Origin of the sequence: Halalkalibacter alkaliphilus (assembly GCF_023555415.1) — a bacterium.
Classification (GTDB): Bacteria; Bacillota; Bacilli; order Bacillales; family Bacillaceae_D; genus Halalkalibacter; species Halalkalibacter alkaliphilus.
In genome coordinates this window covers 177,741-203,570 of record NZ_JAKRYL010000003.1, presented here as the reverse complement: position 1 = coordinate 203,570, position 25,830 = coordinate 177,741, and the positions used below count along the sequence as shown (strand labels likewise).

The window sequence follows — 25,830 nt, the reverse complement described above, 5'->3', positions numbered from 1 at the left end:
TTATGAAACAAGTAAAGAATAACCAAACTGCAGTATTTGCCTTAGGTGGATTAGGCGAAATCGGAAAAAATACGTACGCAGTTCAATTTCAAGATGAAATTATTTTGATCGATGCCGGGATTAAGTTTCCAGAGGACGAGCTTCTTGGCATCGATTATGTAATACCAGATTATACGTACTTAGTAAGAAATGAAGACAAAATCAAAGGTCTTTTTATCACTCATGGTCATGAAGACCACATTGGGGGAATTCCTTATTTACTCCGAGCAGTAAACGTTCCGATATACGGAGGAAAGCTAGCTCTTGGATTATTAAAAGGAAAATTAGAAGAACACGGTTTGCTTCGTAAAACGAAACTACATGAAATTCATGAAGACCAAATCGTTAAGTTTACAAAAACGTCGGTTACATTCTTCCGTACGACTCATAGCATTCCTGACGCTTACGGTATTGTTGTTAAAACACCACCCGGAAATGTCGTTCATACTGGCGATTTCAAGTTTGATTTCACACCGGTAGGAGAACCAGCCAACTTAACAAAAATGGCCAAAATTGGAGAAGAAGGTGTCCTCTGTTTACTATCTGATAGTACAAATAGTGAAATCCCAGAGTTCACCATGTCTGAACGTAAAGTTGGGGAAAGCATTAGTAACATCTTTAGAAAAGTTGATGGAAGAATCATCTTTGCAACATTTGCTTCAAACATTCATCGCCTTCAACAAGTAGTTGAAGCAGCTGTCAACCACGGGCGAAAAGTGGCTGTATTTGGACGAAGCATGGAGTCAGCTTTAACAATCGGACAAGAATTAGGCTATATTAAAGCTCCTAAGAGTACATTTATCGAGCCTTCACAATTAAATAAATTACCTGATAATCAAGTAACCATCTTATGTACAGGAAGCCAAGGCGAACCAATGGCTGCACTTTCTAGGATCGCCAATGGTACACACCGCCAAATACAAATAATACCTGGGGATACAGTTGTCTTTTCATCTTCACCAATTCCTGGAAACACATTAAGCGTAAGCAAAACAATTAATCAGTTGTATCGTGCTGGTGCAGATGTGATTCACGGATCTCTTAATGACATTCATACTTCAGGTCACGGCGGGCAAGAAGAGCAAAAGTTAATGTTACGACTAATGAAGCCACAGTATTTTATGCCAATACATGGTGAATATAGAATGTTAAAGATGCATATAAAACTGGCTGAAGATTGCGGTATTCCAAAACAGAATAGTTTCATTATGGATAACGGCGATGTTTTAGCTCTTCACCCTGAAGAAGCAGGAGTTGTTGGCAAAATCCCTTCAGGGTCTGTCTATGTTGACGGAAATGGGATTGGGGATATTGGAAACATTGTCTTAAGAGACAGACGTATCCTTTCAGAAGAAGGTCTTGTTGTTGTAGTTGTAAGCTTAAATATGAAAGAGTTCAAAGTAACAGCGGGGCCAGATCTAATTTCTCGCGGATTTGTTTACATGAGAGAATCTAGCGACTTAATTCACGAAGCGCAAAAGTTGCTTGCCTCACATCTAAATGACGTGATGGAGCGCAAAACAACTCAATGGTCAGAAATCAAAAATGAAATCACAGATTTACTTGGACCATTTTTATATGAGCGGACGAAACGAAAGCCAATGATCTTACCAATCATCATGGAAGTTTAATAAAAAAGCGGATGACTTTAAATTAGTCATCCGCTTTTTCTTGCAAGAAATCACTATCAATTTCATACCTTTTAAAGTAGAAGGATCAGACTCCCCCCAAAGCAGGAAGTAACTCCTTTCGCTATATTTAACGAAAGGAGTTATAGAGATCCACTGCTTAAATTACTAAAAATAGTTTCTAGCAACACTATTATTTCAAGTAACCTACTACTCCTTCTCTGTTTGTTTTTCTTTTTCCAAATCAATCGACAATAAATATTGAATTAGCGCATCCTGTTCTTCAGCAGAAAAGCCATTTTGTGCATCTACCCATTGCTTGTGCCCTTCACCAGTTGAATGAGCATCCTGCAAGCGTTCTGACGATTTATTGGCTTCAACTACTTTTTCACGTAATTCACGATCAACAAGCGCTAATAAACTGTTATACGCATCCGGCTTAATTCCTTTTTCTAACGTACCAGGAATACCTAATTGTGTCATTTTGTCCTTGCCAACAGCTACACCTCCATCATGTAAATATGGTGGTGAAAACTTTAGCCCAACTAAACTTTTGACTTTATATCCACCTTCATTTCCCTGAGCAAGCGTCAATTTTACCTGATCCATATCTAGGTGATTTGTTGGGATTTTCACTCTTTTTGCATCTTCCGGTATCGGAATTGGCGTATCTAACGGGTAGAACCATGGTTCTTTTAATAATTTAACTGAATCTTTAAATGCTTTAGCACGTGAAGGCTCTGCTCCTACGACATCATTTGGAATGACTCGGTTATTAGTACGCGCAGTTCCTGCATGACAACTAATACAACCTGCACGATCAAACACTTCTCTTCCAGATGCTTCCGTTACCGTATACGTTGGCAAATCCGATGGTGGCTTTAATGCATTTTGATATGCCGATATAGCATTCAATTCCTCTAATACCATATGCCCTTCTGAACCTATTACTGTCCCATTCGGGGTAAAAAGAGAAATATTAGGATAGGTCGGCGGCCGTATCATGTCATTAAAACCATAAACCGTTCTATTATGATCAACTCTTGCCAGTAAATCACTAGGTTTTTCTTCTAAAGAGTTATCATAACGATAGTTTAAATTTGGAGCATTTTGTAGAATTAACCCGATATAACGTTCCTTCTCCACATCAAATAACTCGTCGCTTTGATCTGCTTGAGCTAAGAGGTCTGAGTTTTGAGCATGAACATTATTATTTAGAGCCGTTAACCCTTTAAATGGACCAATAGAAGCAAAGCCATTCCAACCATATGGATGATCTCCTAATGTAAATGAATCAGGTATCTGTGCTGGATTATTTTCTAAGTCCATTGTTGAATCAAAATTTCCTCTTGGCCATGCCAACAACGCCTTGTCCACTTCTTCTTCTAATTTCTCGGCATCTGGCAAAGCAACAAAATTTTCCTCCCCTAACTCTTTCTCCTTCATCCAATCTTGATGATCAATAAAAGACTTAATCTTTTCTGCATCCACATCTGTATTTGTAAAGTAGGCAGTAGAATTTGTAGCAAGTGCCATCAGTAACCCTGCGTTAAAATCTGCATTTGGAGCCCCTTCAATGACCTTTCCTGTATCACGATCTACAGTTGCATGACAAGCCGCACAAGAAATCCCCGCTTTTAAACGACCTTCACTAAATTTAATTGGCATCCCAAGGGGGCCAAAAGCTCCTTTAGGCACATCTAAACCAGTTTCAATCATTTGACCTTTTTTAAATGTTTGACCGCCAATTACAGCATCTTCAGCTAGTTCTACTTTTAAATTATCCGTCCCTTCTCCTCTCACTTTTAGAACTGCTTTCCCAATATTAAGCACAGATAATGGTCCATCCAATATTCCTAGTACGTCCGTTATAAATTCTTCATTATTAAACGTTTCTTCGTAAAATAAATCACGACCTTCTTGAACAAACTCTTCGTCCACTCTGACTGCACCATTATGTAATGACAGCATCCTTCTACCTTCGTTAGAGCTTAATAATTCATTTGCTTCATTCGTCGACACAGACAATCCCCAAACATCATAACCATATACATCGTTCATCTCATGCTCAATTGGATGATTCAAAGAGAGTTCACCAGCAGGATTGACTGCATAACCTGGTTCAAAATAATTCAGTCCCATGTATACAGCAACAAAAACTGCGGCAATCGTTAATCCAATAAAAAAACGACGTCTCATATTAATCCTCCTAGTAAGAATTTCACTCTTCTTACTATGAGACTTCATGGCATTTCCTATTCAATTAGGTACAGGGGAAATAGTTTAATTCACGAAAAAAGAGAACAGCAGATAGCCATTCTCTCTATAGGAATTAGCCAAATAATCTTCGCCATGTCTGTGGTCCTACAATCCCATCTACCGTTATCGCTTCCCTCCTCTGAAAGCTCCGAACTGCCTGTGCTGTCATCGGACCATATATTCCATCAGTTGTAATTCCAAGAGCCTCCTGCACCTGTTTCACATCAGACCCACGTAAAAATGGTGTTTGAACAGATAAGAGACGTTGGTAACTTACTCCATAGGATTGTTCAACACGGTCTAGGGCACGCCAAGTTTGAGGCCCTACGATTCCATCCACTGTAATTCTTTCACTACGCTGAAATTGCCTAACCCTTTCTTCCGTTTCTGGTCCAAAGATTCCATCAACAGTAGCTCCAACTTTTTGTTGAACCTCTTGGACATCTCTTCCTCTCATCATCGGTTGAATAAATCGGAGCATTCTCCTTGTTTCACTAAGATACATTTCTTCACGTTCATCCGGTTCATCAGTTGGAGAAGCATGTTCAGGTGGCTCTATCGTAGATTCAAAATCACGAAGAGCAACCCGAGTTTGCGGTCCCACAATTCCATCAACTGTAATTGAAGCTGTTCTTTGAAACCTCATTACTGCATCTGCTGTTTGTCGTCCGAAAATCCCATCAATTGGGCCTGGATGAAATCCAAGCTCTTCCAATCGTTCTTGAAGCGCTCGAATATCATCACCTTGGTCGCCGCGAGAAAGAATAGAACGCTGTCTAACTCCTGCAACGTACGTAGGCGACTGTGCAGGCCGATTTGATAGGGTAGCACCTTCTTCACGTAACCAATTTCTGAAACTTTGCATACTAATCGATGGACAAGGCTTCCATGAATATCCTGGAAATTCAATATGCCCCCAAACATTATCAACGGGAATATTCAATTCATCCATTAAATACCTAGTTAAATTTAATGTCGCTCGTCTTTGGACATCAGGTAACGATTGGTTTCTAAAATCGCCTACCATGCAAATTCCTACTGCATGGCTATTGCTATTTCCGACGTGATAACTTACAACTTCTAAGTCATGACAACGACTAATTGAACCATCTCTATCAACAACATAATGATAGCCTATTCCTGGCCAACCTAATTCGTTTACATGATAGCGGGCAAACGCTTCTGCGCTGCCAGAAGTTGTCGCACTATGATGGATAGCGATGTTTCGAATCGCACTTCTTGCTCTTCTCCGATATGATCTTGAACGGTTAGATGCGAGTGCATTTCGCTTATCAATTATGTTCATGAAATCACCTCGTTGTATATATATGAAGAAATGATCCAAAGTGATGTAAATGAAACAAAAAAAGTGTTTAACGAGCACTAGCCCGTTAAACACCTCGAGAACCTTGACCTTTATTCTTTTATACCTAATACACGATTTACTCGCTTTGTCAGCATTTTCATGCCGCCTCCGCCTGCTTGAAAATGGCGAAGTTGGCCTTCTTCATCAAATACATAATATGCAGGAACATATTCGTTTTCGAATGCATCTGTAAGTTTGTGATCATTATCTACGAAAATCGGTTGACTAATGCCATGTTCTTCTGCTACCTTTTTAATTTCTTCTAGATCTAAATCCTTCTCAGAACGAGGCATATGAACAGCAATTACATTTAACTGATCTTTATACAAATCACGAAACTCATTTACGTTTGGCATCGCTTCTTTACATAAACCGCAACTAATTGACCAGAAGTGAAAAAGCGTTGGCTTCTTACCTATTAATTCATCTTTCGTCACTTCACCATTCAACCAAGCTGAAGCTCCTTGTAGCTCCGGCATCTGAGATCTTAATTTTAACGCCATAATCATACCTCCTCTTTTTTTAAGGCTGTCTTCGCATACTTTGTTGTTTTTATGGGGTACGTATCCTTCACATGTTCGTTCCATTGCGCTCCAGCCACTAAGAGGAAAACTATTTATAGCAACAACCTTTACGAAAACAGCCTTTTTTAAAGCATCTAGGATAAAAAAAGGCCTAACATCACTGCTAGACCCTTTATCTTTCCTTTTTTCTTACACTTTAAGAGTTTCTTGACCTGGCTTCCAGTTTGCAGGGCAAAGGCCACCAGTTTGTAGGGCTTGAAGTACACGAAGTGTTTCGTCTACATCACGGCCAATGTTGTTATGGTTAACAACTGAGTACATTAACTCACCTTCAGGGCTGATGATGAATAGTCCACGAAGAGCTACACCCTCTTCTTCAATAAGAACGCCATACTCACGAGAAACAACGTGATTTGTATCTGCAGCAAGTGGATACTTTAACTCACCAAGACCATTTTCATCACGAGCTGTGTTGATCCATGCTTTATGAGTGTGAACTGTGTCAGTTGATACTCCGATTACTTCTGCATCTAAGTCTTCGAACTCATCGTAACGATCACTTAAAGAAGTTATTTCAGTTGGACAAACGAAAGTGAAGTCCATTGGGTAGAAATAAAGAACTGTCCACTTATCGTTTTTCATGTTTTCTTCAAGGCTAACCTTTGCAAATTCTTTGTTTGGCATAACTGCGTCCATTTCAAAACGCGGTGCTTGCTTCGCTACCATACGCTTGTCTGTCATATGTAAAACCTCCAATTAAAAAATAAATTCTATACAGCCGTCATTATAAAAGAAGATTTAACAATAGTCAATATTAATTAATAATAAATATAAATTAATATATTATTCTTCTATTAAATCAGCGCCAATTGTAGTATACCCATGGCTGGAGCTAATAAACGACCATTCCAAATTAAATTATACCAGTCCTTTCCACGTGATGCGACAAATATGCTTATCATTCGCAGTAAAGCTCTTTCGCTTTACTGCGAGAAGTAATTTTTTTTTGCTAGTATTAATATTCACGTTTCAAAAATGGTTTGAATGTTTAACTGAACGGGAATAGCTTTGATAGAGTTAGCAAATTATAGGAGTGATTAGATGGAACAATGGCTTAACCACCTTACAGAAGGGGAATTCCTTGTAGGGTTGGTCACAATCGTCGGTCAAATGGTATTGGCTATCTTAGCTTTTTTGATCGCTCGTTCAATTGGGAAGAGAATAATTCAAGGTGGATTCTCAAAAATGGAATCGCAAAAAGGCATGTCCACCCCCCGCGTAAAAACACTTGAGAAGCTTTCAGTAAATGCATTTTCTTATGTACTCATATTCGTATTTATTACGATTATTATAAGTATTTTTGGACTTGACGCAACTGGTTTAATTGCAGGGGCCGGTGTCGTCGGACTAGCAATCGGTTTTGGGGCACAAGGTCTAGTAAGTGATGTTGTCACAGGCTTTTTCATACTCTTAGAAAGACAAATCGATGTGGGAGATTATGTTACTGCTAGTGGAATTGATGGCATTGTTGAAGAGGTTGGCTTACGAAATGTTCAGATAAGAGGCTTTGATGGTACATTGCATTACATACCGAATAGAGGGATAACAAATGTCAGCAACCATTCCCGTGGTAACATGAGGGCTCTTGTTGATATGAGTATTTCATATGATGATAATATTGATAAAGCAATGGCTGTTTTACAAGCTGTTTGCGATAAAATTGCAACAGAAGATGAAACGATTAAGGAAGGGCCCAATGTCGTTGGTGTTCAAGGCCTTGGCGATTCAGATGTCGTCATTAGAGTTATTGCAAAAACAGAAAATATGGAGCAATGGGCTGTTGAAAGAAAACTACGGAAAGCATTAAAAGAAGCACTTGAGGCTAATAACATTGAAATTCCATTTCCTCATCAAGTCTATATTGAAAAGAAAGAACAATAAAAAAACAATACATTAAAAGGAGGCTGAAACATACCAGCCTCCTTTTAATTATTGTTGATGACCTAGTTTTTGTTCAACTTGTTGACATACTTCTTGTGCTGACATTCCATGTGCATTAATAACAGAACCTTTAATTGCTGCATCTTGAACACCCATAACATTTTGATCTTGCCCTGTAATGACACAGCAGTCACAGCCTTGTGCATCTTGTTCCTGCTTTAATTGAACAACATCATAACCCATTGATTGTAATTCTTGTTGTACAGCTGTAAGCGATTGCTCGACACCAATTTTTGGCATGTTTTGTACCTCCACTAATTAAAAATTTAATTCATTTCAGTAATTAAACTCCCCAAAAATATGGTAACTATGCATGAAATATCAAAACTTACGCTTATAAAAAGAGGCTGTCTAAAAAAGTCTGTTCTTTGACTTTTTTAGACAGCCTTCCTTATTTACTTAGCTAAGTAGTTAACAATTGTTTGAACCGCAAAGCCAATGGCATTCTCATTTGGTTCTAATCTCGCATCATGAAGCCCATACTTACTATCAACACCGAGCCAAAACATAAAGCCGGGAATCTCTTCTAAGAAGTAACCAAAATCTTCCCCAGTCATTGCCTCATCACATATAACAAGGTTAACCGATTCCTGACCTTTCAAATATTCAATAAAATCGTTTGTAGCACTTTCCTCATTATAAACTTGACAATAATTAGCTCCATAATCTATGGAAATGGAACAATTAAAACCGGTCTCCATCCCTTTTGAAAGATCTTCAATTCGTTTTTTTATTAACTTCATTGTCTCGATTGAACGTGTTCGAATCGTTCCTTCAATCACAGCCGTATCAGCAATAATATTTTGTTTTGTCCCACCCTTAATAACTCCTATTGTTACAACACCAGCATCTAACGGATTAATATTCCTAGATACAATCGTTTGTAATTGGGTTACAAGATGACTGGCCGCAACGACCATATCGTTAGCAGTATGAGGGTAGGCTGCATGTCCACCTTTTCCTTTTAACGTTATAAATAACTCAGACGTATTTGCAAATAACAAGCCTGTCTTGATTGCGATCGTACCAACTGGATACTCAGGAGCAATATGAAGAGCCATAATCTTATCAGGTTTCCATTCAATTAACTCTGCTGATTCGAGCATAGGCTTAGCACCACCTGGTCCTTCTTCAGCAGGTTGAAAAATAAACACTTGATTATATTTTGGTTGTTGATGAGCGAAATACGATAACACACCCAAGGCAATGGTCATGTGAAGGTCGTGTCCACATGCATGCATTGCTCCTTCATGTGTTGAGCGAAAATCCGTATAAGACGTTTGTTCAACAATTGGCAACCCGTCAATATCTGCACGATATCCAATAGTTTTAGAAGAATCTAATCCTTTCACATGAACTAATATTCCTGTTTTCCATTTTTTTATCGTTAACAGCTCTTGGGGGAATTGAGCAATCTGTCCTAATAGGTATTGTTGTGTTTTCACTTCTTTGTAACCAATTTCTGGAATACGATGTAAATCACGCCGTATTTTTGTGAGTTGCTCAACTGATAACATTAGAGTCCACCTTCAATACATTTTGTAGCTTTTCTTCAAATGCCTTAATAAATAAAACTACCTCTTCACTAGTCAGTGTTAACGGTGGCAATAATCGAATGATTGTTTGTTGGGTCACATCCACCATTAGTCCTTCTTCAAGTAACTGACGTTGAATCTCTTTAACTGATGAAGCCTCAAGGTTCATGACAATACCAAGCATCATGCCTTTGCCACGGACACTAGAGATTACACTTGGAAACTGTTCTTGTAATTTTGTGACTAATTCATGTAGCTCTGAAGCAACACGATTGCCTTTTTCAAGCTGACCTTTTTCCATCAATACATCAATAACTGCATTCCCTAATGCCGCACTTAATGGAGATGGTCCAAAGGTTGTACCATGATCACCAGGTTTGAACAAGTGAGCATAACGCTCTGCAACAATAATCCCCCCAAGCGGAAGACCTCCGCCAATCCCTTTTGCAAAAAGAATAACGTCAGGTTCAATCCCCGCATGTTGGTACGCAAAAAATTGTCCAGTACGCCCAACTCCTGTTTGGATTTCATCCATACAACAGAGGACACCATATTTCTTACAAAGTCTTGAGATCTCTTGTAAGTATTCTTTTTCAAGTGTAACAATACCACCAGATCCTAAGATTGGTTCAACAATTATAGCAGCAGGTTTATTTACCTCAAATATATCTTTTAAGGCATTCACATTATGAGGTTCCACCTCATAAACAGGTGTATCTGTTACAGGGAAGTCTTGATAAACCCCTGCTTGCCTCGTTAACTTTAAAGCTCCTAGTGTTCTTCCGTGAAAACTCTTTTTTAGGACAACGACTCCATTACGTTCTTCCTCTTGATCTTTTGACCACTTATGAACAAACTTTAATGCAGCCTCTGTTGCTTCAGCCCCAGAATTCGAAAAGAATACTTTTCCCTTAATTGAATGTGCTAGCATCTTTTCAGCAAGAGTAATCGCTGGTTTGTTATAAAAATAATTTGATATGTGAAGAAATTTAGATGCTTGACTCGTAAGTGCTTTCGTAACTTCAGGATGAGAGTGGCCTAATATATTAACTGCCAAACCTGTAAATAAATCTAAATATTTCTTACCATCTTCATCATACAGATAGTTTCCTTCTCCACGATTAATCACAATTGGTAAGCGTCCATATGTAGCCATAATCACTTGTTTGTCACGTTCTATCCAGTTTGACACAGAATGCTCCCCTTTCACTCTAAGTATGGAAAGAGCTTTGCCGAAAGGATCATCCCTAACAACAAAGCTGCTTGTCCACTTATTTATCTATCTTCATTTAAACGACGAAGTTCTTGCTTAATTTCTGTCTTTCCTTTTGTTTTTTCATCAATTTCTTTAATAACACGTGCTGGTGTACCAGCTACTACTGTATTAGGAGGAACATCTTCAGTTACGATTGCTCCAGCAGCTACAACAGCACCTTTTCCTACAGTTACACCTTCTAAGATAACGCAATTCGCACCAACTACTACATCGTCTTCAACTACTACTGGCTTTGCAGAAGGTGGCTCGATTACTCCAGCTAGGACAGAACCTGCACCAATGTGACAGTTCTTTCCTACTGTTGCACGTCCTCCTAATACAGCGTTCATATCAATCATCGTTCCTTCACCAATGACAGAACCGATGTTAATACTTGCCCCCATCATAATAACCGCATTGTTCCCAATCTCAACTTGATCCCGGATGATAGCACCAGGCTCAATGCGCGCTTGTATTCCTTTCATATCAAGAAGCGGTATTGCAGAATTGCGGCGATCGTTTTCAACAACATAGTCTTCAATTTTCGCTTCATTTTCTTTTAATGCAGGCTCAATATCACTCCACTCACCAAAAAGCACCCCTACAGAACCTGTAATAAACGCTTTTGTATCAGCTCCAAAGTTTAAGCCCTCTAACTCACCTTTAATATGTACTTTAACTGGAGTTTTCTTTTCACTTTTAGAGATAAATTGAATAATCTCATTTGCATCCATCATTTTCATGTTTCGTCCTCCTACCTTTCTAAAACAATCTCTTCATTATGATAAAGATTTCACCGAAAAAAAGCAATGGAAAAAGCCTGTTTTTCGACATTGTTTTCATCCTAGTATAACTAACAACAATGTAATTGTTATGACACTGAGAATTGTAGAAACTAACGTTACACTAGAGACAAGTCTAGGATGTGCATCAAATTGAACTGCATACATGACAATTGTCGCTGCTGATGGCATGGCCGAAGAAACAATTAACACTTTTGCCATTGTTGGATCCATAGGGAGCAATAACGTAATACCAAACCCAATAGCTGGAGAAACAAGCAGTCTAACAAAAGTAGAATAAGTTACTTTTCCCCATTCAAATCCCCCCCATTGAATTCTAGCCAATTGCATTCCTAAAATAATCATCACTGTTGGAATGGCTGCTTCTGCTATGATATCCACTGTTACAAGGACATTGTCTGGTAATGACACATTAAATATTTTCAAGAAAAGGCCAATAACCACAGCATATGTTGCCGGCATTTTAAACACTTCTTTAAGTGCAACCCCAAACCCAGCCTTTCCTCTAGCAGCATAATAAACACCGAAACAATTCATTACAATGGATTGTAAGACAAGAAACATAACGGCATACGCAAATGCCTCTTCACCATATGCAAACAATATAATAGGGGCACCGTAGTTTCCTGCATTCATAAAAGCAGTTGACAGGATCAAACCACTTTCCATTGATTGATTGTATCTCATTATTTTTACGTAGATTTTATTGATGACTATTAAACTGAATAGTAGGATAATAGAAAAAATAACCATATATAATGATTGAACATCTAATTCTGAACTATAAAATGTTCGAAATACTAAACAAGGTGTCATGATAAATATAGCAACCGTTGATACCGGTTTTATATCAGTTTTCTTCCATTTCTGTACTATGAATCCAATTATAAACACGAAAAAAACAGGCAAAACCACTTGAATAAAAATATCCATTTGAATCCTCTCCAACTCACATTTCTATCATTAGGCATATCGTTAATTATACGCCTCTATTGTTTAATATGGATAGGTCAAATGAAATATTTCCCCGGCAAGAAAATGAATAATGATACAAAGAAAGAGTTAATCCGACAACAAGTTAACTGTATTACACAAACACTAAAATTTATAACTGTAATATAACAGCCTCTGCATAAAAAAATGCAGAGGCTGTTATTTTTTAACTTATATTTCTTACTTTTGGAATTGCGCTTCCTCTGTTGATCCTTTTAAAGCCGTTGTCGATGACGTACCTCCAGAAACAACTTGAGAAATTTCATCAAAATAGCCAGTTCCTACTTCGCGCTGATGTCTTGTTGCTGTATATCCTTTTTGTTCGCTCGCAAATTCTGCTTGTTGTAATTCAGAGTATGCACCCATACCACGTTTTTTATATCCATGAGCGAGTTCAAACATACTATGATTAAGTGCATGGAAGCCTGCAAGTGTTACAAACTGAAATTTATAACCCATTTTACCTAACTCAACTTGATACGTTTCAATCGTTTCTTTATCTAGATTTGCTTCCCAGTTAAATGAAGGCGAACAATTGTAAGCAAGCATTTTACCAGGAAACTGTGCATGAATGGCATCTGCAAACTGTTTCGCTTCTTCTAACGACGGTTTTGATGTTTCGCACCAAATTAAATCAGCATACGGGGCATAAGAAAGACCTCTTGCAATTGCTTGATCAATTCCTGCATTTGTTCGATAAAATCCTTCAGGTGTTCGTTCCCCTGTAATAAATCGTTGATCAGCTGGATCAATATCACTAGTGATTAAATCAGCCGCATCTGCATCCGTCCTAGCAACAATAATCGTTGGCACTCCACTTACATCCGCCGCAAGTCGTGCTGCTGTTAAATTACGAATAGCTGTCTGTGTTGGAATAAGGACTTTTCCTCCGAGATGACCGCATTTTTTTTCTGAGGCAAGCTGATCTTCAAAGTGAACACCTGCGGCCCCTGCTTCAATCATTCCTTTCATTAATTCAAATACATTCAGTTGCCCACCAAAGCCAGCTTCTGCGTCTGCTACAATTGGAGCAAAATAATCAATATTCCCTTTCCCCTCCATGTGTTGAATTTGATCAGCCCGCTGCAATGCTTGATTGATCCGCTTCACAACACTTGGAACACTATTAGCTGGATATAGACTTTGATCTGGATACATTTGTCCAGCAAGATTCGCATCAGCAGCTACCTGCCACCCACTTAAATAGATAGCTTTCAAACCTGCCTTCACTTGTTGAACAGCTTGATTACCAGTTAGTGCACCTAGAGCGTTCACGTAATCCTCTTCCTTTAATAACTTCCATAGCTTCTCAGCACCTCTTCTAGCAAGTGTATGCTCAACTTGAACAGAGCCCCTTAAACGAACAACATCTTCAGCTGAATAAGGTCTTTCAATCCCATTCCATCTTAGATCTTCTCCCCATTTTTTCTCCAACTGTCTTACTTCCATTTGTCTAGATTCCATACGCATACTCATTTCCATCTCTCCCTATCTTTATTTATATTATTAGTTTAGTAGTTGATAACCAGGTAGCGTTAGAAACTCTTCAAATTCATCATCTTCAATTAACTTAGTAAATAAATTTGCAGCTTCGTCAAATCTTCCCCGTTCCCACCTCTCTTCTCCTAGTTCAGCACGTATAACTTCTAACTCCTCCTCTTGAATGCGTTTAACAAGTTCTAAGGTGATATCCGTTCCATTATCAAGTACCCCTTTTGGATGTCTAATCCACTGCCATACTTGTGCACGGGAAATTTCTGCTGTTGCTGCATCCTCCATTAAATTTCGAATTGGCACTGCACCATTCCCATTCAACCAAGATTCGATATATTGAATTCCTACGCTAATGTTCATGCGAAGACCATCCTCTGTAATTGACCCAGCAGGCACTTCGATTAATTCCCATGCACTAACTTCTACATCTTCTCTCTTTTTGCCAATTTGATTAGGTGTTGGCATATAGTGATTGAACACTTCTTTTGCTACAGGTACAAGAGCTGGATGTGCTACCCATGTACCATCATGCCCATCACGTACCTCTCTCTCTTTATCTATGCGCACCTTTTCAAACGCTTCTCTATTTTTTTCTTCATCATTTTTCACAGGAATTTGCGCAGCCATCCCTCCAATAGCCGGCGCTTCTCTCTTGTGACAAGTTTTAATCGTTAAAAGCGAATATGCTCTCATAAATGGAGTCGTCATAGTTACTTGACTACGATCTGGAAGTACCACATCAGGATGATTTCTAAAACGCTTTAAATAGCTAAATATATAATCCCAACGTCCACAATTTAAACCTGCTGAGTGATCTTTTAATTCAAATAAAATTTCGTCCATTTCAAAAGATGCTAGAATCGTTTCAATTAAGACGGTTGCTTTAATCGTCCCTTTTGGGATAGCTAATTGTTTTTGAGCGTAGATAAATACATCATTCCATAACCTAGCTTCAAGATGACTTTCCATTTTTGGCAAATAAAAATATGGTCCAGTTCCTCTACTTATTAATTCCTTAGCATTGTGAAACATATATAAACCAAAATCAACAAGGCTTGCAGAAACTGGCTGACCGTCTAATACTAGATGTTTTTCTTCTAGGTGCCAGCCACGTGGTCTTACAACCAAGGTTGCGGTATTCTCATTCAACTGATAACTTTTACCTGTTTTCGTATTTTCATAATAAATCGTTCTTCTAATTGCATCACGGAGATTCACTTGTCCTTGTATTGTATTTTCCCAAGTTGGAGCATTCGCATCTTCAAAATCAGCCATAAAAACATGTGCACCCGAATTTAATGCATTAATAACCATTTTACGTTCAACTGGACCCGTAATCTCAACCCGACGATCTTGTAAATCTTTCGGAAGTGGAGCAATCGTCCATTCACTTTCTCTAATATGCTTAGTAGAGTCTAGAAATGTGGGCAATATTCCTTGATCCAATTCCTCTTGTCGTACTTGCCTCCGATGTAAAAGTTTCTCACGACGCCCGTTGAATGTTCTGCATAACCCTTCAACAAATGCTAAAGCCTCTGTCGTTAAAATTTCATGACAACTCTGATCTACTAGACCAACCACTTGTAACCCTTGCTTCGTTTTCTGCCTCACTAATTTTCTCCCCCTCTTCTCCCAACCTGTATTAATACAGTGTTTATATTATGATATTATCATATAACAGCAATGTTGTTTCCGCAACCATTTTTTTCTTTTTTTCTGAATTTTCTATGCCCAATAACAAAGGAGCTCCAATTTGGTCTCTTTTGGACCTTGGAACTCCTTCGCTAAAGGCTTTTTTCTTTAGTGTTTGTTTGCTTTTCTTAGCCAAGCGTATGATATAATATCTTTCTCTGATTTTGCTTCAAAAAGTAATTCATAATCCTCTAATTTATATACAAACATCCAATACCCATTCATTTCATTCATCTCACTTTGATCAGGGGTGCCCAGTTGTTTTCTCATTTCCTCACTTGTAAGTTGATGTTCTTCAACATCTATTGCAATAGCCACACCTTTATTCGTAATTGGGTCGAAAAAATAGGTTGCCTGCTCATATTCCCAATAAACACCACCTTCATGATGTCCTTGCGTTCTAGGTTCACCTAATTGTTCCATCACCTTATCCATGCTATGATCTATGTTAGCCTGAATAGGTGAGAACATACCATTATACCCTTCTTCTATCCATTTAAAAGAAAGAAACGAATCATTATTACTCATGACAGGTAAAGAGAACTGATCCTGATTTCTTTCACTTAAATTTTCACCCGAAACTTGTCCGCACCCTACTAATAACGACAATAAAATGATAGTTAATACACTCTTCAAATCGCTCACCTCTTAGTAAATCCGAATAATAAAAGCTTTGACGAACATGAAGAAAATTAACCTTATCGTTATATGTAATTTATAACTCATCATGACAACAAAAAAAGATGACACAACCTTCCTGTATGATATACAGAATAGCTAGTCATCCAACTTTCTTTTACCCTTCTTTCCGCGCTTTCTTAAAGCCCCTAACTTCGGTTTTAAATATTTTCAAAATACCAACACTCATAACTAACAGAACGATGGTTAATGGGAAAGCACTAACTATTATCGCTGTTTGAAGTGCTTGCAAGCCACCAGATGCCATTAATACTATAGCCGAAGCAGAAAGGATTAACCCCCAAGAAATCTTTATAAAATTAGATGGATCCATATCGCCTTCCGTCGTTTGCATTCCTAAAACAAATGTCGCTGAATCTGCAGAAGTAATAAAGAATGTTGTAATCAGCAGAACCGTAATAACTGATAAGACACCACCTAAAGGAAGATGATCATAAACAAAAAACAGACCCGTTTCTAAACTTTGTCCAGCTACATCAATTCCCTGTAATAAGTCCAAGTTTATCCCAGTCCCGCCAAATACGCAAAACCAGAATGCGCAGACAAGGGTTGGGACGACTAGCACGGCGATCGTGAATTCTCTAATCGTACGTCCTTTAGAAACCCTTGCAATAAACATTCCTACAAATGGTGACCATGAAATCCACCATGCCCAGTAAAAGATTGTCCAACCTTGTGTCCATTCAGCCCTTTCCTCATCAAACGGAAAAATCCTCAAACCCATTTGAGGCAAATTCTGAATGTACTCACCTAATGTATGTGTAAATAAATTAAACAAAAACAATGTAGGTCCTAATATAACCATTGCAATCAACAAGAGTGTAGCTAAGACCATGTTCGTATTACTTAAATATTTAATTCCACGCTTGATTCCCGTACTCGCAGAAAGGATAAATAATACAGTAATGATCAATATAATGATTAATTGTACCGTAAAGTTAACAGGGATTCCTATCAAATATCCTAACCCAGCATTAATTTGTTGAGCTCCTAGCCCAAGTGAAGCGCACACACCAAAGATCGTAGCAAATACGGCAATTATATCAATGGTGTATCCAAGCGGACCATTAACACGATCTCCCAAAACAGGGTGCAATGTTGAGCTCATTAAACCAGGTGCATCTTTACGAAATTTAAAATAAGCAAGCGCTAAGGCTACAACTGCATAGATGGCCCAAGCATGAAAGCCCCAATGCAAATACGTATACCGGAGAGCAAGAAGAGCAGATGCTTCAGTACTTCCTTCACCAGTTGGAGGTGCAGCATAATGGGAAACAGGCTCAGATACTCCGTAAAATAATAGACCAATCCCCATGCCCGCACTAAATAACATCGCAAACCATGTCGCTCTATTGAAATCTGGTTTATCTGTATCTTTACCTAGCTTGATCTTTCCGTACTTACTGAAAATTAAAATTAGTGAAAAAATCAAAAAGAATGTAGCCGCTAAGTTATAAAACCAGCCAAATGCACTTAAGAAAAAGGCTTGTGCAATACCCATTAAATTCCCTAGTTGTTCTGGAAACAACGCTCCCCAAATAACAAAAACGAGAGCAATAACAACCGATATCTTATAAGTAATGGTTAAATTCTTCACGCTTTATATCTCCTTCCTTTCCTACTGCCATCTCTCTTAATTAGCTTGTGACAAAATACAAATAATTATTAATTTGAAAGCAAGCCATACAAAAAGAGAGCTTAGCTTTCGCTTGAGCTCTCTTTCATCATCAATTCTTCAAGATTTTCTTTACGATCTTTTTCCATATAAATGCTTCTGCTTGGGAATGCAACCGATACATTTTCTTCTTCTAATATTTTCAAGATCTCAAAATTAATTTCTTCTTTAATTCTAAACCATTCAACCCAGACAATCGTTTTTGTAAAAAAGTAAATATAAATATCCAAACTAGAACTATTAAATTCGTTGAAACGAACCATGATTAAATCTTGATCAATCTCATCATGAGATCTAAGAACAGATTCAATTCGTCTCGCGCAAGTTTGAAGCTTCTCTTTTGGAGTTGAGTACGTTACACCAACTGTAAACGCAATTCGACGCTTCCCCATCTCTGACCAGTTCGTAATAGGCTCATTAGCTAAAGTAGAATTCGGAATGGTAACGATCGAATCGGAGAACGTCCGAATTTGTGTACTTCTGAAGCTAATGTCTTGGACTGTTCCTTCAACCGAAGGAGTTTGAATCCAATCCCCTTTAGAAAATGGCTTCTCAGTAATAATAATAACTCCACCAAAAAAGTTCCCTATTGTATCTTGAGCTGCTAAAGCAAAAGCTAGTCCACCAAGACCCAATCCAGCTATAAAACCACTAATTTCATATCCCCACTCACTTGCAACAACAACGATAACTAAAGCGATGACAGCAAAGCGCAAAATTTTAGATACAAAGGGAACGAACATACTTTGCTCATCTAAGTCAATATTACGGGCAAGTTTAATAATTGCCATTGAGTATTCCGATGTATAGTTAAAAAGCCCCCAGCCAATTATCATAATAATGATCGATCGATATAGATGTTCGACAAATTCAATGGTTGTAAAATGAAAGGGCAAATACACAAGGGCTAAATATGTACCTATTACAATCCATAATGCTCGAATCGGCTTTTCAAACGAGATAAGGAGGTTTGAAAAGAACTCCGTTGGTGTTTTTTTTAGCATCATTAGAATGAGTTTGAAAATATATCTAGTAAATAATTTCCTAAATAACAAAAACACTGAAAATATAGCAATTGCTATTCCAATATCTGCCCATTCTAAACGGTTTAAGGAATGAACAAAAGCATCCCATTTCCAATTATCGATCTCCATTAAAATCCCACCTTTTTCATATAGTATTTTATCATAGGTAGGACAAAATGGTATAGGAAACAATATTGTATTATACTCTTGCTTTTCTGTATTTTGTCAAAAATAATTAAAGCAGGTTCCCAAAAGTCCTTTGACCTTTGGGAAGCCCCGTTTTTGAACTCTAATTAAAAATACCTCAACATGATTTTATTCATCATTTTCCGAGGTCTTTGTTCTTGCATCAACAACGTCACCAAAATCCGCCCACTCTTTGCCCATCTCCACTAAAGTTTCAGATAAAGGTTGATTCATTTGGTTACTCATTTCTTTTCGAAATTGTTGTCCTCGTTCACTATTCAAAAACATAACTCCTGCCGCTCCTATAGCACCACCAACAATTGAACTTACGATATAACTTGACGTGGATGGTTTTGACTTTTTAAACATATAATCTAATCCCTCCCATTTTTCGTCTCATCTTTACTTTTACACAAACTACAATTGTTATACGAGCCAACTAAATCAGATTTAACGATTGTTGCTTCTGTAAAGGTAGCAAATATTCAGTCCCTTTTGTGGTACACTTAAAAATACATTAGCAAAAGGAGTAGATTTATTTGAGCTTAAAATCATCGATCTATAAAATGCTCAGAATTTGGAATGATATTGATGCCGTTAGAAAAGGCAAGGTTGGAAAGAGAATAGGAAGACGTGTAGTTGGACGCACTTCTGGAAAAGCGATAAGAAAATTATTTAAATAATTTTCCTTATGTTTTGGGTGCTCGGAAAGATGGTTTATCTTCTAGCACCCTTTTTTCATTTAAAAACCTCAAACTACAAAAAGAAGGTGCCTAGGTTTCAACCACTTAGACACCTCCAGCCTTATTATTTACTTTTCTTTAGACCCATCTTTTTGATAACCCTCATTTGAAAGATCTAAATCTTGTCCCTCATAATTATCAATTTGACCATCAATCGTGCCTTCAACATAGGCATCACTTACTTGCTCATGCGTTGCCGCTAATCCTTGTTCAACTTCCTCTGTACTTTTATAATCGGAAGGTTGATATGAATTCTCTGCGACGCCTTCTGATGACTTTACGGAATTTTTATCCTTCTGATTAGCCAATATAAACCCCTCCTTCTTTCTCCGTTAGTATTTGTCAACTATGACAAAATATAATGAGAAAAATTGGGACCATATTTGCAGCCAATCGAATCTTACATTTTTACAAAGTTCCCTTATTCATCTTGCTATTATTTGCTTTATTTATTAACCATTTTATAAAGCGTCTTTCTTTTTCATCTGTTTTTCTAGTTAAGTTTTTTTCAACAGAGCGCCTTAAACTTGGATATTTAACATCTCCATTCATATGCACATACCTCCTGCAATGGTGTTTTATATTCCCATACCCTGTTTGTGCTTTATGTAAACAAAAATATTGATTTTTTAAGAAAGTCTATTTGCAACTTGCGGTGTCTCTACTGCTGTCTGCTGAAAAGAAATGATAAAAGAAGTTCCTTTTTCACTTGTTTTTACGTCTATATTGGCACAATGGCGTGAGGCAATACTATAACAAATAGCTAAGCCTAGTCCTGTCCCTTCATCTTTTGTCGTAAAAAACGGTGTACCGATATTTTCCAATACCTCCTTCTTAATTCCAGGGCCAGTGTCTGCAATTTCTAGAATAACGTTTTCGTTACTTATGTATGTCTTTAATGTCAATGTCCCGTTAGCTTCCATTGCCTCTAAACCATTTAATCCTATATTTAAAATTAACTGCCTAATTTCTTTTTCATCTAAATAAAGCAATGGACATTCTGTTAAATCTAATAAAACAACTTTGTTATTCATCAGTGCTTCTGCTCTTAGTAAAGGATGCAATGTCTTTACAATTTCATTTAAGTCTTTTTTCTTTCGATTATTTGCTTTATCTTTTGCTAACGTCAGAAACTCTGTAATGATTCCGTTTGCCCGGTGCAGCTCATCAATCATCAAATTTATGTATTCCTCTGGCTGTGGATGATGACTCTGATTTTTGGCTAACTGAAGAAAGCCTAGTACGGTTGTCATCGGATTACGTATCTCATGAGCAATTCCTGCTGCCATTTCTCCTACTAGATTTAATCGATCTAAGCGGGAAACCTCTTTTTCTAAATCGACTAGTTCTGTTATATCTGTAATAGTGCTAATGACGCAAGGTTCACCATTGATCGTTGCTGTTTCTGTTGAAAGCAATCCTTCTCTCCTTTCCCCTTTTTTTGTCACATATGTAATTTCTTTATTATAAATACCTACTTGTAAATCTTTCGGGCTTGCCCCCGCAACATTTTGCTCCCCTGTATCCGAGTGAATGGCTAGTACGTCATTAGTTAATGCAGCAAGCTCCTCGAACTGATACCCAGAAAACTGAATCCAACTTTGATTTACATCAACATATCGTTGATCAGCTAATGAACGAATGGCCATTAAATTAGGACTAAGTTGAAATATCTTTTGGAATCGTTCGTGAGATACCTTAAGTTCCTCATTCGCTTTTAGCAATTCCTTTGTTTTTTCAATAACAATATTTTCAAGGTTATTTTGCTTTTCTTGCAATTCTACAGACTGTTTTTCTAATTGAGAATTCTTTTCCTCAATTTCTTGTTGTTTTCGATAAATTTGCACAAATGCTTCGACTTTGCTTCGCAGAATTATCGGATTAAATGGTTTAAATATGTAATCAATAGCTCCGGTTAAGTAGCCCGTTGAAACATGTTCATTCGCTTTACTTAACGCGGTTATAAATATAATTGGAATATGGCATGAACTTTTCCTTTGTTTGATGATTTCCGCCGTCTCAAATCCATTTATACCTGGCATTTGGACGTCTAATAGAATTACCGCAAAATCATATTGTAATACTTTCTTTAAAGCTTCTTCCCCTGACTTTGCGCTTACTAATAAATAGTGTTCTGAGTCTAACACAGCCTCTAAAGCCATTAGGTTTTCTGGTCGATCATCGACCATTAGTATTGCAACCTTTTCGTGAGCAGACATAACATTACCTCTCTAATTTACTTCTGATTTTTTTTTATATATTTTCTCAGCAGAATTTACTTCTTCGTATAATTCTGCTGAACGGTACATGCTAATCGACTCTTTAGAGCCAAGACCTAAATAACCATTTTCACTTAAACTATCATAAAAGAGAGAATACACTCGATTAGTTAGTTTCTTATTAAAATAAATAAGTACGTTTCTACAAACAATCATGTGAAACTCATTAAAGGAATAATCAGTTACTAGATTATGGTGAGCAAAGACAATATTTTCAATAAGGAAAGAATGAAATACTACCTCATTATCACACACAGAATAGTATACCGAGAATTCCTTCTTTCCTCCTGCTTGATGGTATTTCTTCGTGTATAATTTCATGTGTTCAAGTGATACTTTGCCAAGCTTTGCCTTCTCAATAATTTCCTCATCCATATCGGTCGCATAAATCTTTGTTTTTTCAAGAAGCCCTTCTTCAAACAAAACAATAGCCATAGAATATACTTCTTCCCCTGATGAACAACCTGCATGCCAAATACGAATGTAAGGTAAATTTCGTAATACGGGTACAATTTCTGTACGAAATGTTTTAAAGAAACTTGGATCTCGAAACATTTCTGTTACATTAATGGAGAAATCACGTAACAATTGTTTCATCAATTCAGGTTGATACAACACTTTTGCCTGAAATTCTGATATGGTCTTAACATCCTCTATTTGAGCACGGTACCATATCCTTCTTTTAATAGATGAATAGGCATAATTTCGAAAGTCATACCCGTACGTTTGATAAATCCCTTCAAGTAATAATTCAATTTCTGTTCTCTCTATCTCATTCAGGCGTTCCTCATGAGTTTGGATTAAAGACGAATCAATCATCGGCACTCACCATCTCTTCTAAACTACTTATGGAGCCAAACCTTCATTAGCGAAAGAAGTTGTTCCATGTTTACAGGTTTGCTAATATAATCTGAAGCCCCTGCTTTAATGCATTTATCTCGATCATTCTTCATTGCTTTTGCAGTTAATGCCAAAATTGGCAACTTGGACCATTTTTCATTTTTGCGAATCTCTTGCATTGCTTCATATCCATTCATCTCAGGCATCATGATATCCATTAAGACGATATCAATTTCCTCATATTCTGATAAGGCCTCGATAGCGTCAATTCCATTTTCAGCAAAAATGACATTCATATTTTGCATTTCTAAGGCTGCTGTTAGTGAAAAAACATTCCGCATATCATCGTCAACAATAAGAACCGTTTTATTTTTTAACTGTTCTTTTGTCATATCCTGTCCCTGTTCCTTTTCCACCGTAAGCTTATCATCTGATTCCTCAATAGCTTCATCTATTATGAAGGTCTCTTCCTCAATTGTCCCTGCCACTTCATCAATAATTGATTCATTCAGCTCAGGTTGTTGGTGATAATCTGGTAGGTACAAAGTAAACATACTACCTTCACCTTCTGTGCTTTCTACTTCAATATAACCACCTAACAACTCTGAAAGCTCTCTACTTATTGATAACCCGAGTCCTGTACCGCCATATTTACGAGTAATCGTACCATCCTCTTGATAGAACGCCTCAAAAATGCTTTGCTGCTTACTCGGATCAATTCCAATCCCAGTATCACAAACCGAAAAGGCAACTTTTACCCCATCTGCTTCCTTCCCTTTTTTAAAATGAAGCTCTACTTTGCCATCACTAGTAAATTTGAAAGCATTCGATAATAAATTTTTAAGTATTTGTTTTAACCTTTGGTCATCTGTAAAGAGAATCGCTGGAGTATTGGGCTCAATTACGATGTTAAAATCTATTCCTTTTTGAGTAGAAATTGGTGCGAATTGTCTCTGAACGAATGCTTTGATGTCGCTAATTAGCACTTCCTCTGGGAACACATCAATTTTACCGGATTCAATTTTAGACAAATCTAATATATCATTGATCAAGTCTAGCAAATCCTGTCCTGATGAATAAATCGTTGATGCATGATCTACCTGCTTATTTGTTAAATTGCCATTAGCATTTTCAGCTAGCATTTGTGATAATATCAACATGCTATTTAAAGGCGTTCTGAGCTCATGCGACATATTTGCCAAAAACTCTGACTTATACCTTGACCCAAGTTTAATATTTCGATTTTTTTCTTCTAAATCCTTTTTGATCAATTCAAGCTCTTGCTTTTTCTCATCGGATTGTTTAAATTGTTCGTGTAATTGTTCATTAATTAAGCGAAGCTCTTCTTGCTGTTGTTGAAGCTCCTCTGATTGAGTTTGCAACTCTTCTGATTGAGTTTGTGACTCAGTAAGTAGCTCTTCAATCTTCATATGATCTAATATCCGTTCAATGCTTGATCCAGATGATTGACTTAGCTGTTCTAGAATTCTGACTTCAGATTGAGAAAACGGCTCAAATTTAGCTAATTCTAAAACACCAACAACCTCTTGATCAAATTCGATAGGTAAAAGAATAAGTGATGTTGGAGCAGCTCCTCCTAAACCAGATGTTGTGGACACATAGCCTCCTGGAAGATGATCAAAAATCATCAGTTTTTTATCAGCTGCACATTGTCCAACTAATCCTTGTCCTAAGTGTATTTTTTCCTTGCCAATGGTACTGTCATCAGAGGCATATGAGGAAATTTTAGATAACGTATTTCCTTCCCCTCTCAAATAAATAACTCCATAAGTGGCTCTTACAAATTGTGCAATATTCGTCATAAAGACCGTACCAAACTCATTTAAGTCTTTGATACCTTGAAACTTCATTGCAATTTCGGCGTATCTCGATTTAATCCAGTTCTCTTCTTTTAACGATTCTGCAATTTCCTTTTCTTGCTTTGTTACGATTTCCAGAGAATCTGCCATATTGTTATAGGCAATGGCTATTTCGCCGATTTCATCTTTTGACTTCACTTCAATTCGAGGTAGCCTATCTAAAGGATGACTCCTGACACTCGTTATTACTTTGCGTACACTGTTAATGCTAGAAGATATATTTTTAACAATCGAGTATGTAATAGTCGTAACGACTCCTAACGAAATAATTGTTAGGATAACTAAATATGTAATCGTACTACGGTAACCAGCTTCTGAATCAGTTAATCTATCTATCAGAAGTAGCTGTTCTTGTTCTGCAAATAAGTCGACTTCTTCTATCATACCTCTTCGTAATTGTTCATTTTCGTTTATTAAATAATTTGTTGCCACTATATAATCATCAGTTGAAACCAAAGATAAAACCGTTTGAACCATATCATTATAATCATTTCTAGTTTGGTAGATAGACGTAATTGAAGACCGTTCTTCTTCATTTAATGAGCTTATTTGTTGGAGGGAATCTAATATCGTTACTTGATTATCTAAAGCTTCATTAATAATCGTGATCTTTTCTGTTACTTCAGCATTTGAGTCCATTAGCAAGAGCTCTCTCATTTCTCTGGCTATCGTATTTGTCTCATAGTTTAGCTTTTGCGCTAGTACAATCTTTTGATGGTCTTCTGTCACAATTTCACGCATGCTTGTATTTTGTTCGGTTAACGTGTAGAAAACGGTCGTACTCAAGATAATAATAATCCCAAGTATTGAGCCCAACCCAATGATTAGCTTTGTAATTAATTTCATCGTTTTAACAACCTACTCCTGACTTTTTTTGATCATACCTAATAGTTTACTATATAAAACATAGTAGT

Annotated in this window: 23 protein-coding genes; 3 read left to right on the top strand and 20 right to left on the bottom strand. The window is 37.3% G+C overall.

All coding sequences use genetic code 11. From position 1 onward, the window contains the following. The first annotated feature begins 2 nt into the window (after positions 1-2). Positions 3-1,670: a ribonuclease J1 gene (gene rnjA / locus MF646_RS04095; protein ID WP_250095220.1), complete on the top strand. Its 1,668-nt coding sequence runs from the start codon at positions 3-5 to the stop codon at positions 1,668-1,670. Between the two features lie 207 nt (positions 1,671-1,877). Here rnjA and MF646_RS04090 read toward each other — a convergent pair whose 3' ends face one another. The 4 genes from MF646_RS04090 to MF646_RS04075 form a co-directional block, all read right to left on the bottom strand. Continuing rightward, entirely contained in the window at positions 1,878-3,866 is a 1,989-nt protein-coding gene (locus tag MF646_RS04090; protein WP_250095219.1) for an electron transport protein, read from the bottom strand. A gap of 133 nt (positions 3,867-3,999) precedes the next feature. After that, the gene (locus MF646_RS04085; protein ID WP_250095218.1) at positions 4,000-5,232 is read right to left on the bottom strand and encodes a peptidoglycan recognition protein family protein; all 1,233 of its coding nucleotides are present in this window, start codon (positions 5,230-5,232) and stop codon (positions 4,000-4,002) included. Positions 5,233-5,342: 110 nt separating this feature from the next. Next, on the bottom strand, positions 5,343-5,795 hold the full coding sequence (locus MF646_RS04080; RefSeq protein WP_250095217.1) for a redoxin domain-containing protein: 453 nt from the start codon (positions 5,793-5,795) through the stop codon (positions 5,343-5,345). Positions 5,796-6,005: 210 nt separating this feature from the next. After that, the gene (locus MF646_RS04075) at positions 6,006-6,557 is read right to left on the bottom strand and encodes a peroxiredoxin (RefSeq protein WP_250095216.1); all 552 of its coding nucleotides are present in this window, start codon (positions 6,555-6,557) and stop codon (positions 6,006-6,008) included. A 360-nt stretch (positions 6,558-6,917) separates the two neighbouring features. On the opposite strand from MF646_RS04075, the gene MF646_RS04070 reads away from it, so the two are divergent. After that, entirely contained in the window at positions 6,918-7,757 is an 840-nt protein-coding gene (locus MF646_RS04070; protein ID WP_250095215.1) for a mechanosensitive ion channel family protein, read from the top strand. A 48-nt stretch (positions 7,758-7,805) separates the two neighbouring features. On the opposite strand, the gene MF646_RS04065 is transcribed toward MF646_RS04070, so the two are convergent. The 11 genes from MF646_RS04065 to MF646_RS04015 form a co-directional block, all read right to left on the bottom strand. Further along, positions 7,806-8,057, bottom strand: coding sequence for a YkuS family protein (locus tag MF646_RS04065; protein WP_250095214.1), 252 nt, complete (start codon positions 8,055-8,057; stop codon positions 7,806-7,808). A gap of 155 nt (positions 8,058-8,212) precedes the next feature. After that, the gene (locus tag MF646_RS04060; protein WP_250095213.1) at positions 8,213-9,334 is read right to left on the bottom strand and encodes an N-acetyldiaminopimelate deacetylase; all 1,122 of its coding nucleotides are present in this window, start codon (positions 9,332-9,334) and stop codon (positions 8,213-8,215) included. After that, positions 9,321-10,544 (bottom strand): aspartate aminotransferase family protein, encoded by a 1,224-nt coding sequence (locus MF646_RS04055; protein WP_250095212.1) that lies wholly within the window; start codon positions 10,542-10,544, stop codon positions 9,321-9,323. Before MF646_RS04055 ends, MF646_RS04060 begins: the two co-directional genes overlap by 14 nt. 83 nt (positions 10,545-10,627) lie before the next feature. Continuing rightward, positions 10,628-11,350: a 2,3,4,5-tetrahydropyridine-2,6-dicarboxylate N-acetyltransferase gene (dapD, locus tag MF646_RS04050; protein ID WP_250095211.1), complete on the bottom strand. Its 723-nt coding sequence runs from the start codon at positions 11,348-11,350 to the stop codon at positions 10,628-10,630. Between the two features lie 96 nt (positions 11,351-11,446). Continuing rightward, positions 11,447-12,343 (bottom strand): AEC family transporter, encoded by an 897-nt coding sequence (locus tag MF646_RS04045; RefSeq protein ID WP_250095210.1) that lies wholly within the window; start codon positions 12,341-12,343, stop codon positions 11,447-11,449. A 240-nt stretch (positions 12,344-12,583) separates the two neighbouring features. Further along, the gene (aceA, locus tag MF646_RS04040) at positions 12,584-13,867 is read right to left on the bottom strand and encodes an isocitrate lyase (protein ID WP_250095327.1); all 1,284 of its coding nucleotides are present in this window, start codon (positions 13,865-13,867) and stop codon (positions 12,584-12,586) included. A gap of 42 nt (positions 13,868-13,909) precedes the next feature. Then, on the bottom strand, positions 13,910-15,508 hold the full coding sequence (gene aceB / locus MF646_RS04035; RefSeq protein ID WP_250095209.1) for a malate synthase A: 1,599 nt from the start codon (positions 15,506-15,508) through the stop codon (positions 13,910-13,912). 189 nt (positions 15,509-15,697) lie between these two features. Continuing rightward, the gene (locus tag MF646_RS04030; RefSeq protein ID WP_250095208.1) at positions 15,698-16,225 is read right to left on the bottom strand and encodes a DUF4309 domain-containing protein; all 528 of its coding nucleotides are present in this window, start codon (positions 16,223-16,225) and stop codon (positions 15,698-15,700) included. Positions 16,226-16,385: 160 nt separating this feature from the next. After that, the gene (locus tag MF646_RS04025) at positions 16,386-17,885 is read right to left on the bottom strand and encodes a glycine betaine uptake BCCT transporter (protein WP_250095207.1); all 1,500 of its coding nucleotides are present in this window, start codon (positions 17,883-17,885) and stop codon (positions 16,386-16,388) included. A gap of 101 nt (positions 17,886-17,986) precedes the next feature. Then, positions 17,987-19,117: a mechanosensitive ion channel family protein gene (locus MF646_RS04020; RefSeq protein WP_250095206.1), complete on the bottom strand. Its 1,131-nt coding sequence runs from the start codon at positions 19,115-19,117 to the stop codon at positions 17,987-17,989. Between the two features lie 186 nt (positions 19,118-19,303). Then, positions 19,304-19,543 (bottom strand): YtxH domain-containing protein, encoded by a 240-nt coding sequence (locus MF646_RS04015; RefSeq protein WP_250095205.1) that lies wholly within the window; start codon positions 19,541-19,543, stop codon positions 19,304-19,306. 170 nt (positions 19,544-19,713) lie between these two features. On the opposite strand from MF646_RS04015, the gene MF646_RS04010 reads away from it, so the two are divergent. Further along, complete coding sequence (locus MF646_RS04010; protein ID WP_250095204.1) at positions 19,714-19,857, top strand: hypothetical protein; 144 nt, start codon at positions 19,714-19,716, stop codon at positions 19,855-19,857. 128 nt (positions 19,858-19,985) lie between these two features. Here the strand turns inward: MF646_RS04010 and MF646_RS04005 are convergent, their stop codons facing one another. The 5 genes from MF646_RS04005 to MF646_RS03985 all read right to left on the bottom strand — a co-directional run bounded on the left by MF646_RS04005 (position 19,986) and on the right by MF646_RS03985 (position 25,762). Beyond that, positions 19,986-20,225, bottom strand: coding sequence for a YozQ family protein (locus tag MF646_RS04005; protein WP_250095203.1), 240 nt, complete (start codon positions 20,223-20,225; stop codon positions 19,986-19,988). Positions 20,226-20,325: 100 nt separating this feature from the next. Further along, positions 20,326-20,469, bottom strand: coding sequence for a hypothetical protein (locus MF646_RS04000; protein WP_250095202.1), 144 nt, complete (start codon positions 20,467-20,469; stop codon positions 20,326-20,328). Positions 20,470-20,546: 77 nt separating this feature from the next. After that, on the bottom strand, positions 20,547-22,136 hold the full coding sequence (locus MF646_RS03995) for a response regulator (RefSeq protein ID WP_250095201.1): 1,590 nt from the start codon (positions 22,134-22,136) through the stop codon (positions 20,547-20,549). 12 nt (positions 22,137-22,148) lie between these two features. Further along, the gene (locus MF646_RS03990) at positions 22,149-23,015 is read right to left on the bottom strand and encodes a CheR family methyltransferase (RefSeq protein ID WP_250095200.1); all 867 of its coding nucleotides are present in this window, start codon (positions 23,013-23,015) and stop codon (positions 22,149-22,151) included. Between the two features lie 23 nt (positions 23,016-23,038). After that, the gene (locus tag MF646_RS03985; RefSeq protein WP_250095199.1) at positions 23,039-25,762 is read right to left on the bottom strand and encodes an ATP-binding protein; all 2,724 of its coding nucleotides are present in this window, start codon (positions 25,760-25,762) and stop codon (positions 23,039-23,041) included. Positions 25,763-25,830 lie beyond the last annotated feature (68 nt).

Coding starts and splice junctions, on each gene's coding strand:
- MF646_RS03985 (WP_250095199.1), bottom strand. CDS start 25,762: ATGAAATTAATTACAAAGCTAATCATTGGGTTGGGCTCAATACTTGGG.
- aceA (WP_250095327.1), bottom strand. CDS start 13,867: ATGGAATCTAGACAAATGGAAGTAAGACAGTTGGAGAAAAAATGGGGA.
- MF646_RS04070 (WP_250095215.1), top strand. CDS start 6,918: ATGGAACAATGGCTTAACCACCTTACAGAAGGGGAATTCCTTGTAGGG.
- MF646_RS04085 (WP_250095218.1), bottom strand. CDS start 5,232: ATGAACATAATTGATAAGCGAAATGCACTCGCATCTAACCGTTCAAGA.
- MF646_RS03995 (WP_250095201.1), bottom strand. CDS start 22,136: ATGTCTGCTCACGAAAAGGTTGCAATACTAATGGTCGATGATCGACCA.
- dapD (WP_250095211.1), bottom strand. CDS start 11,350: ATGAAAATGATGGATGCAAATGAGATTATTCAATTTATCTCTAAAAGT.
- MF646_RS04065 (WP_250095214.1), bottom strand. CDS start 8,057: ATGCCAAAAATTGGTGTCGAGCAATCGCTTACAGCTGTACAACAAGAA.
- MF646_RS04000 (WP_250095202.1), bottom strand. CDS start 20,469: ATGAATGGAGATGTTAAATATCCAAGTTTAAGGCGCTCTGTTGAAAAA.
- MF646_RS04080 (WP_250095217.1), bottom strand. CDS start 5,795: ATGGCGTTAAAATTAAGATCTCAGATGCCGGAGCTACAAGGAGCTTCA.
- MF646_RS04020 (WP_250095206.1), bottom strand. CDS start 19,117: ATGGAGATCGATAATTGGAAATGGGATGCTTTTGTTCATTCCTTAAAC.
- MF646_RS04045 (WP_250095210.1), bottom strand. CDS start 12,343: ATGGATATTTTTATTCAAGTGGTTTTGCCTGTTTTTTTCGTGTTTATA.
- MF646_RS04060 (WP_250095213.1), bottom strand. CDS start 9,334: ATGTTATCAGTTGAGCAACTCACAAAAATACGGCGTGATTTACATCGT.
- MF646_RS04090 (WP_250095219.1), bottom strand. CDS start 3,866: ATGAGACGTCGTTTTTTTATTGGATTAACGATTGCCGCAGTTTTTGTT.
- MF646_RS04015 (WP_250095205.1), bottom strand. CDS start 19,543: ATGTTTAAAAAGTCAAAACCATCCACGTCAAGTTATATCGTAAGTTCA.
- rnjA (WP_250095220.1), top strand. CDS start 3: ATGAAACAAGTAAAGAATAACCAAACTGCAGTATTTGCCTTAGGTGGA.
- MF646_RS03990 (WP_250095200.1), bottom strand. CDS start 23,015: ATGATTGATTCGTCTTTAATCCAAACTCATGAGGAACGCCTGAATGAG.
- MF646_RS04075 (WP_250095216.1), bottom strand. CDS start 6,557: ATGACAGACAAGCGTATGGTAGCGAAGCAAGCACCGCGTTTTGAAATG.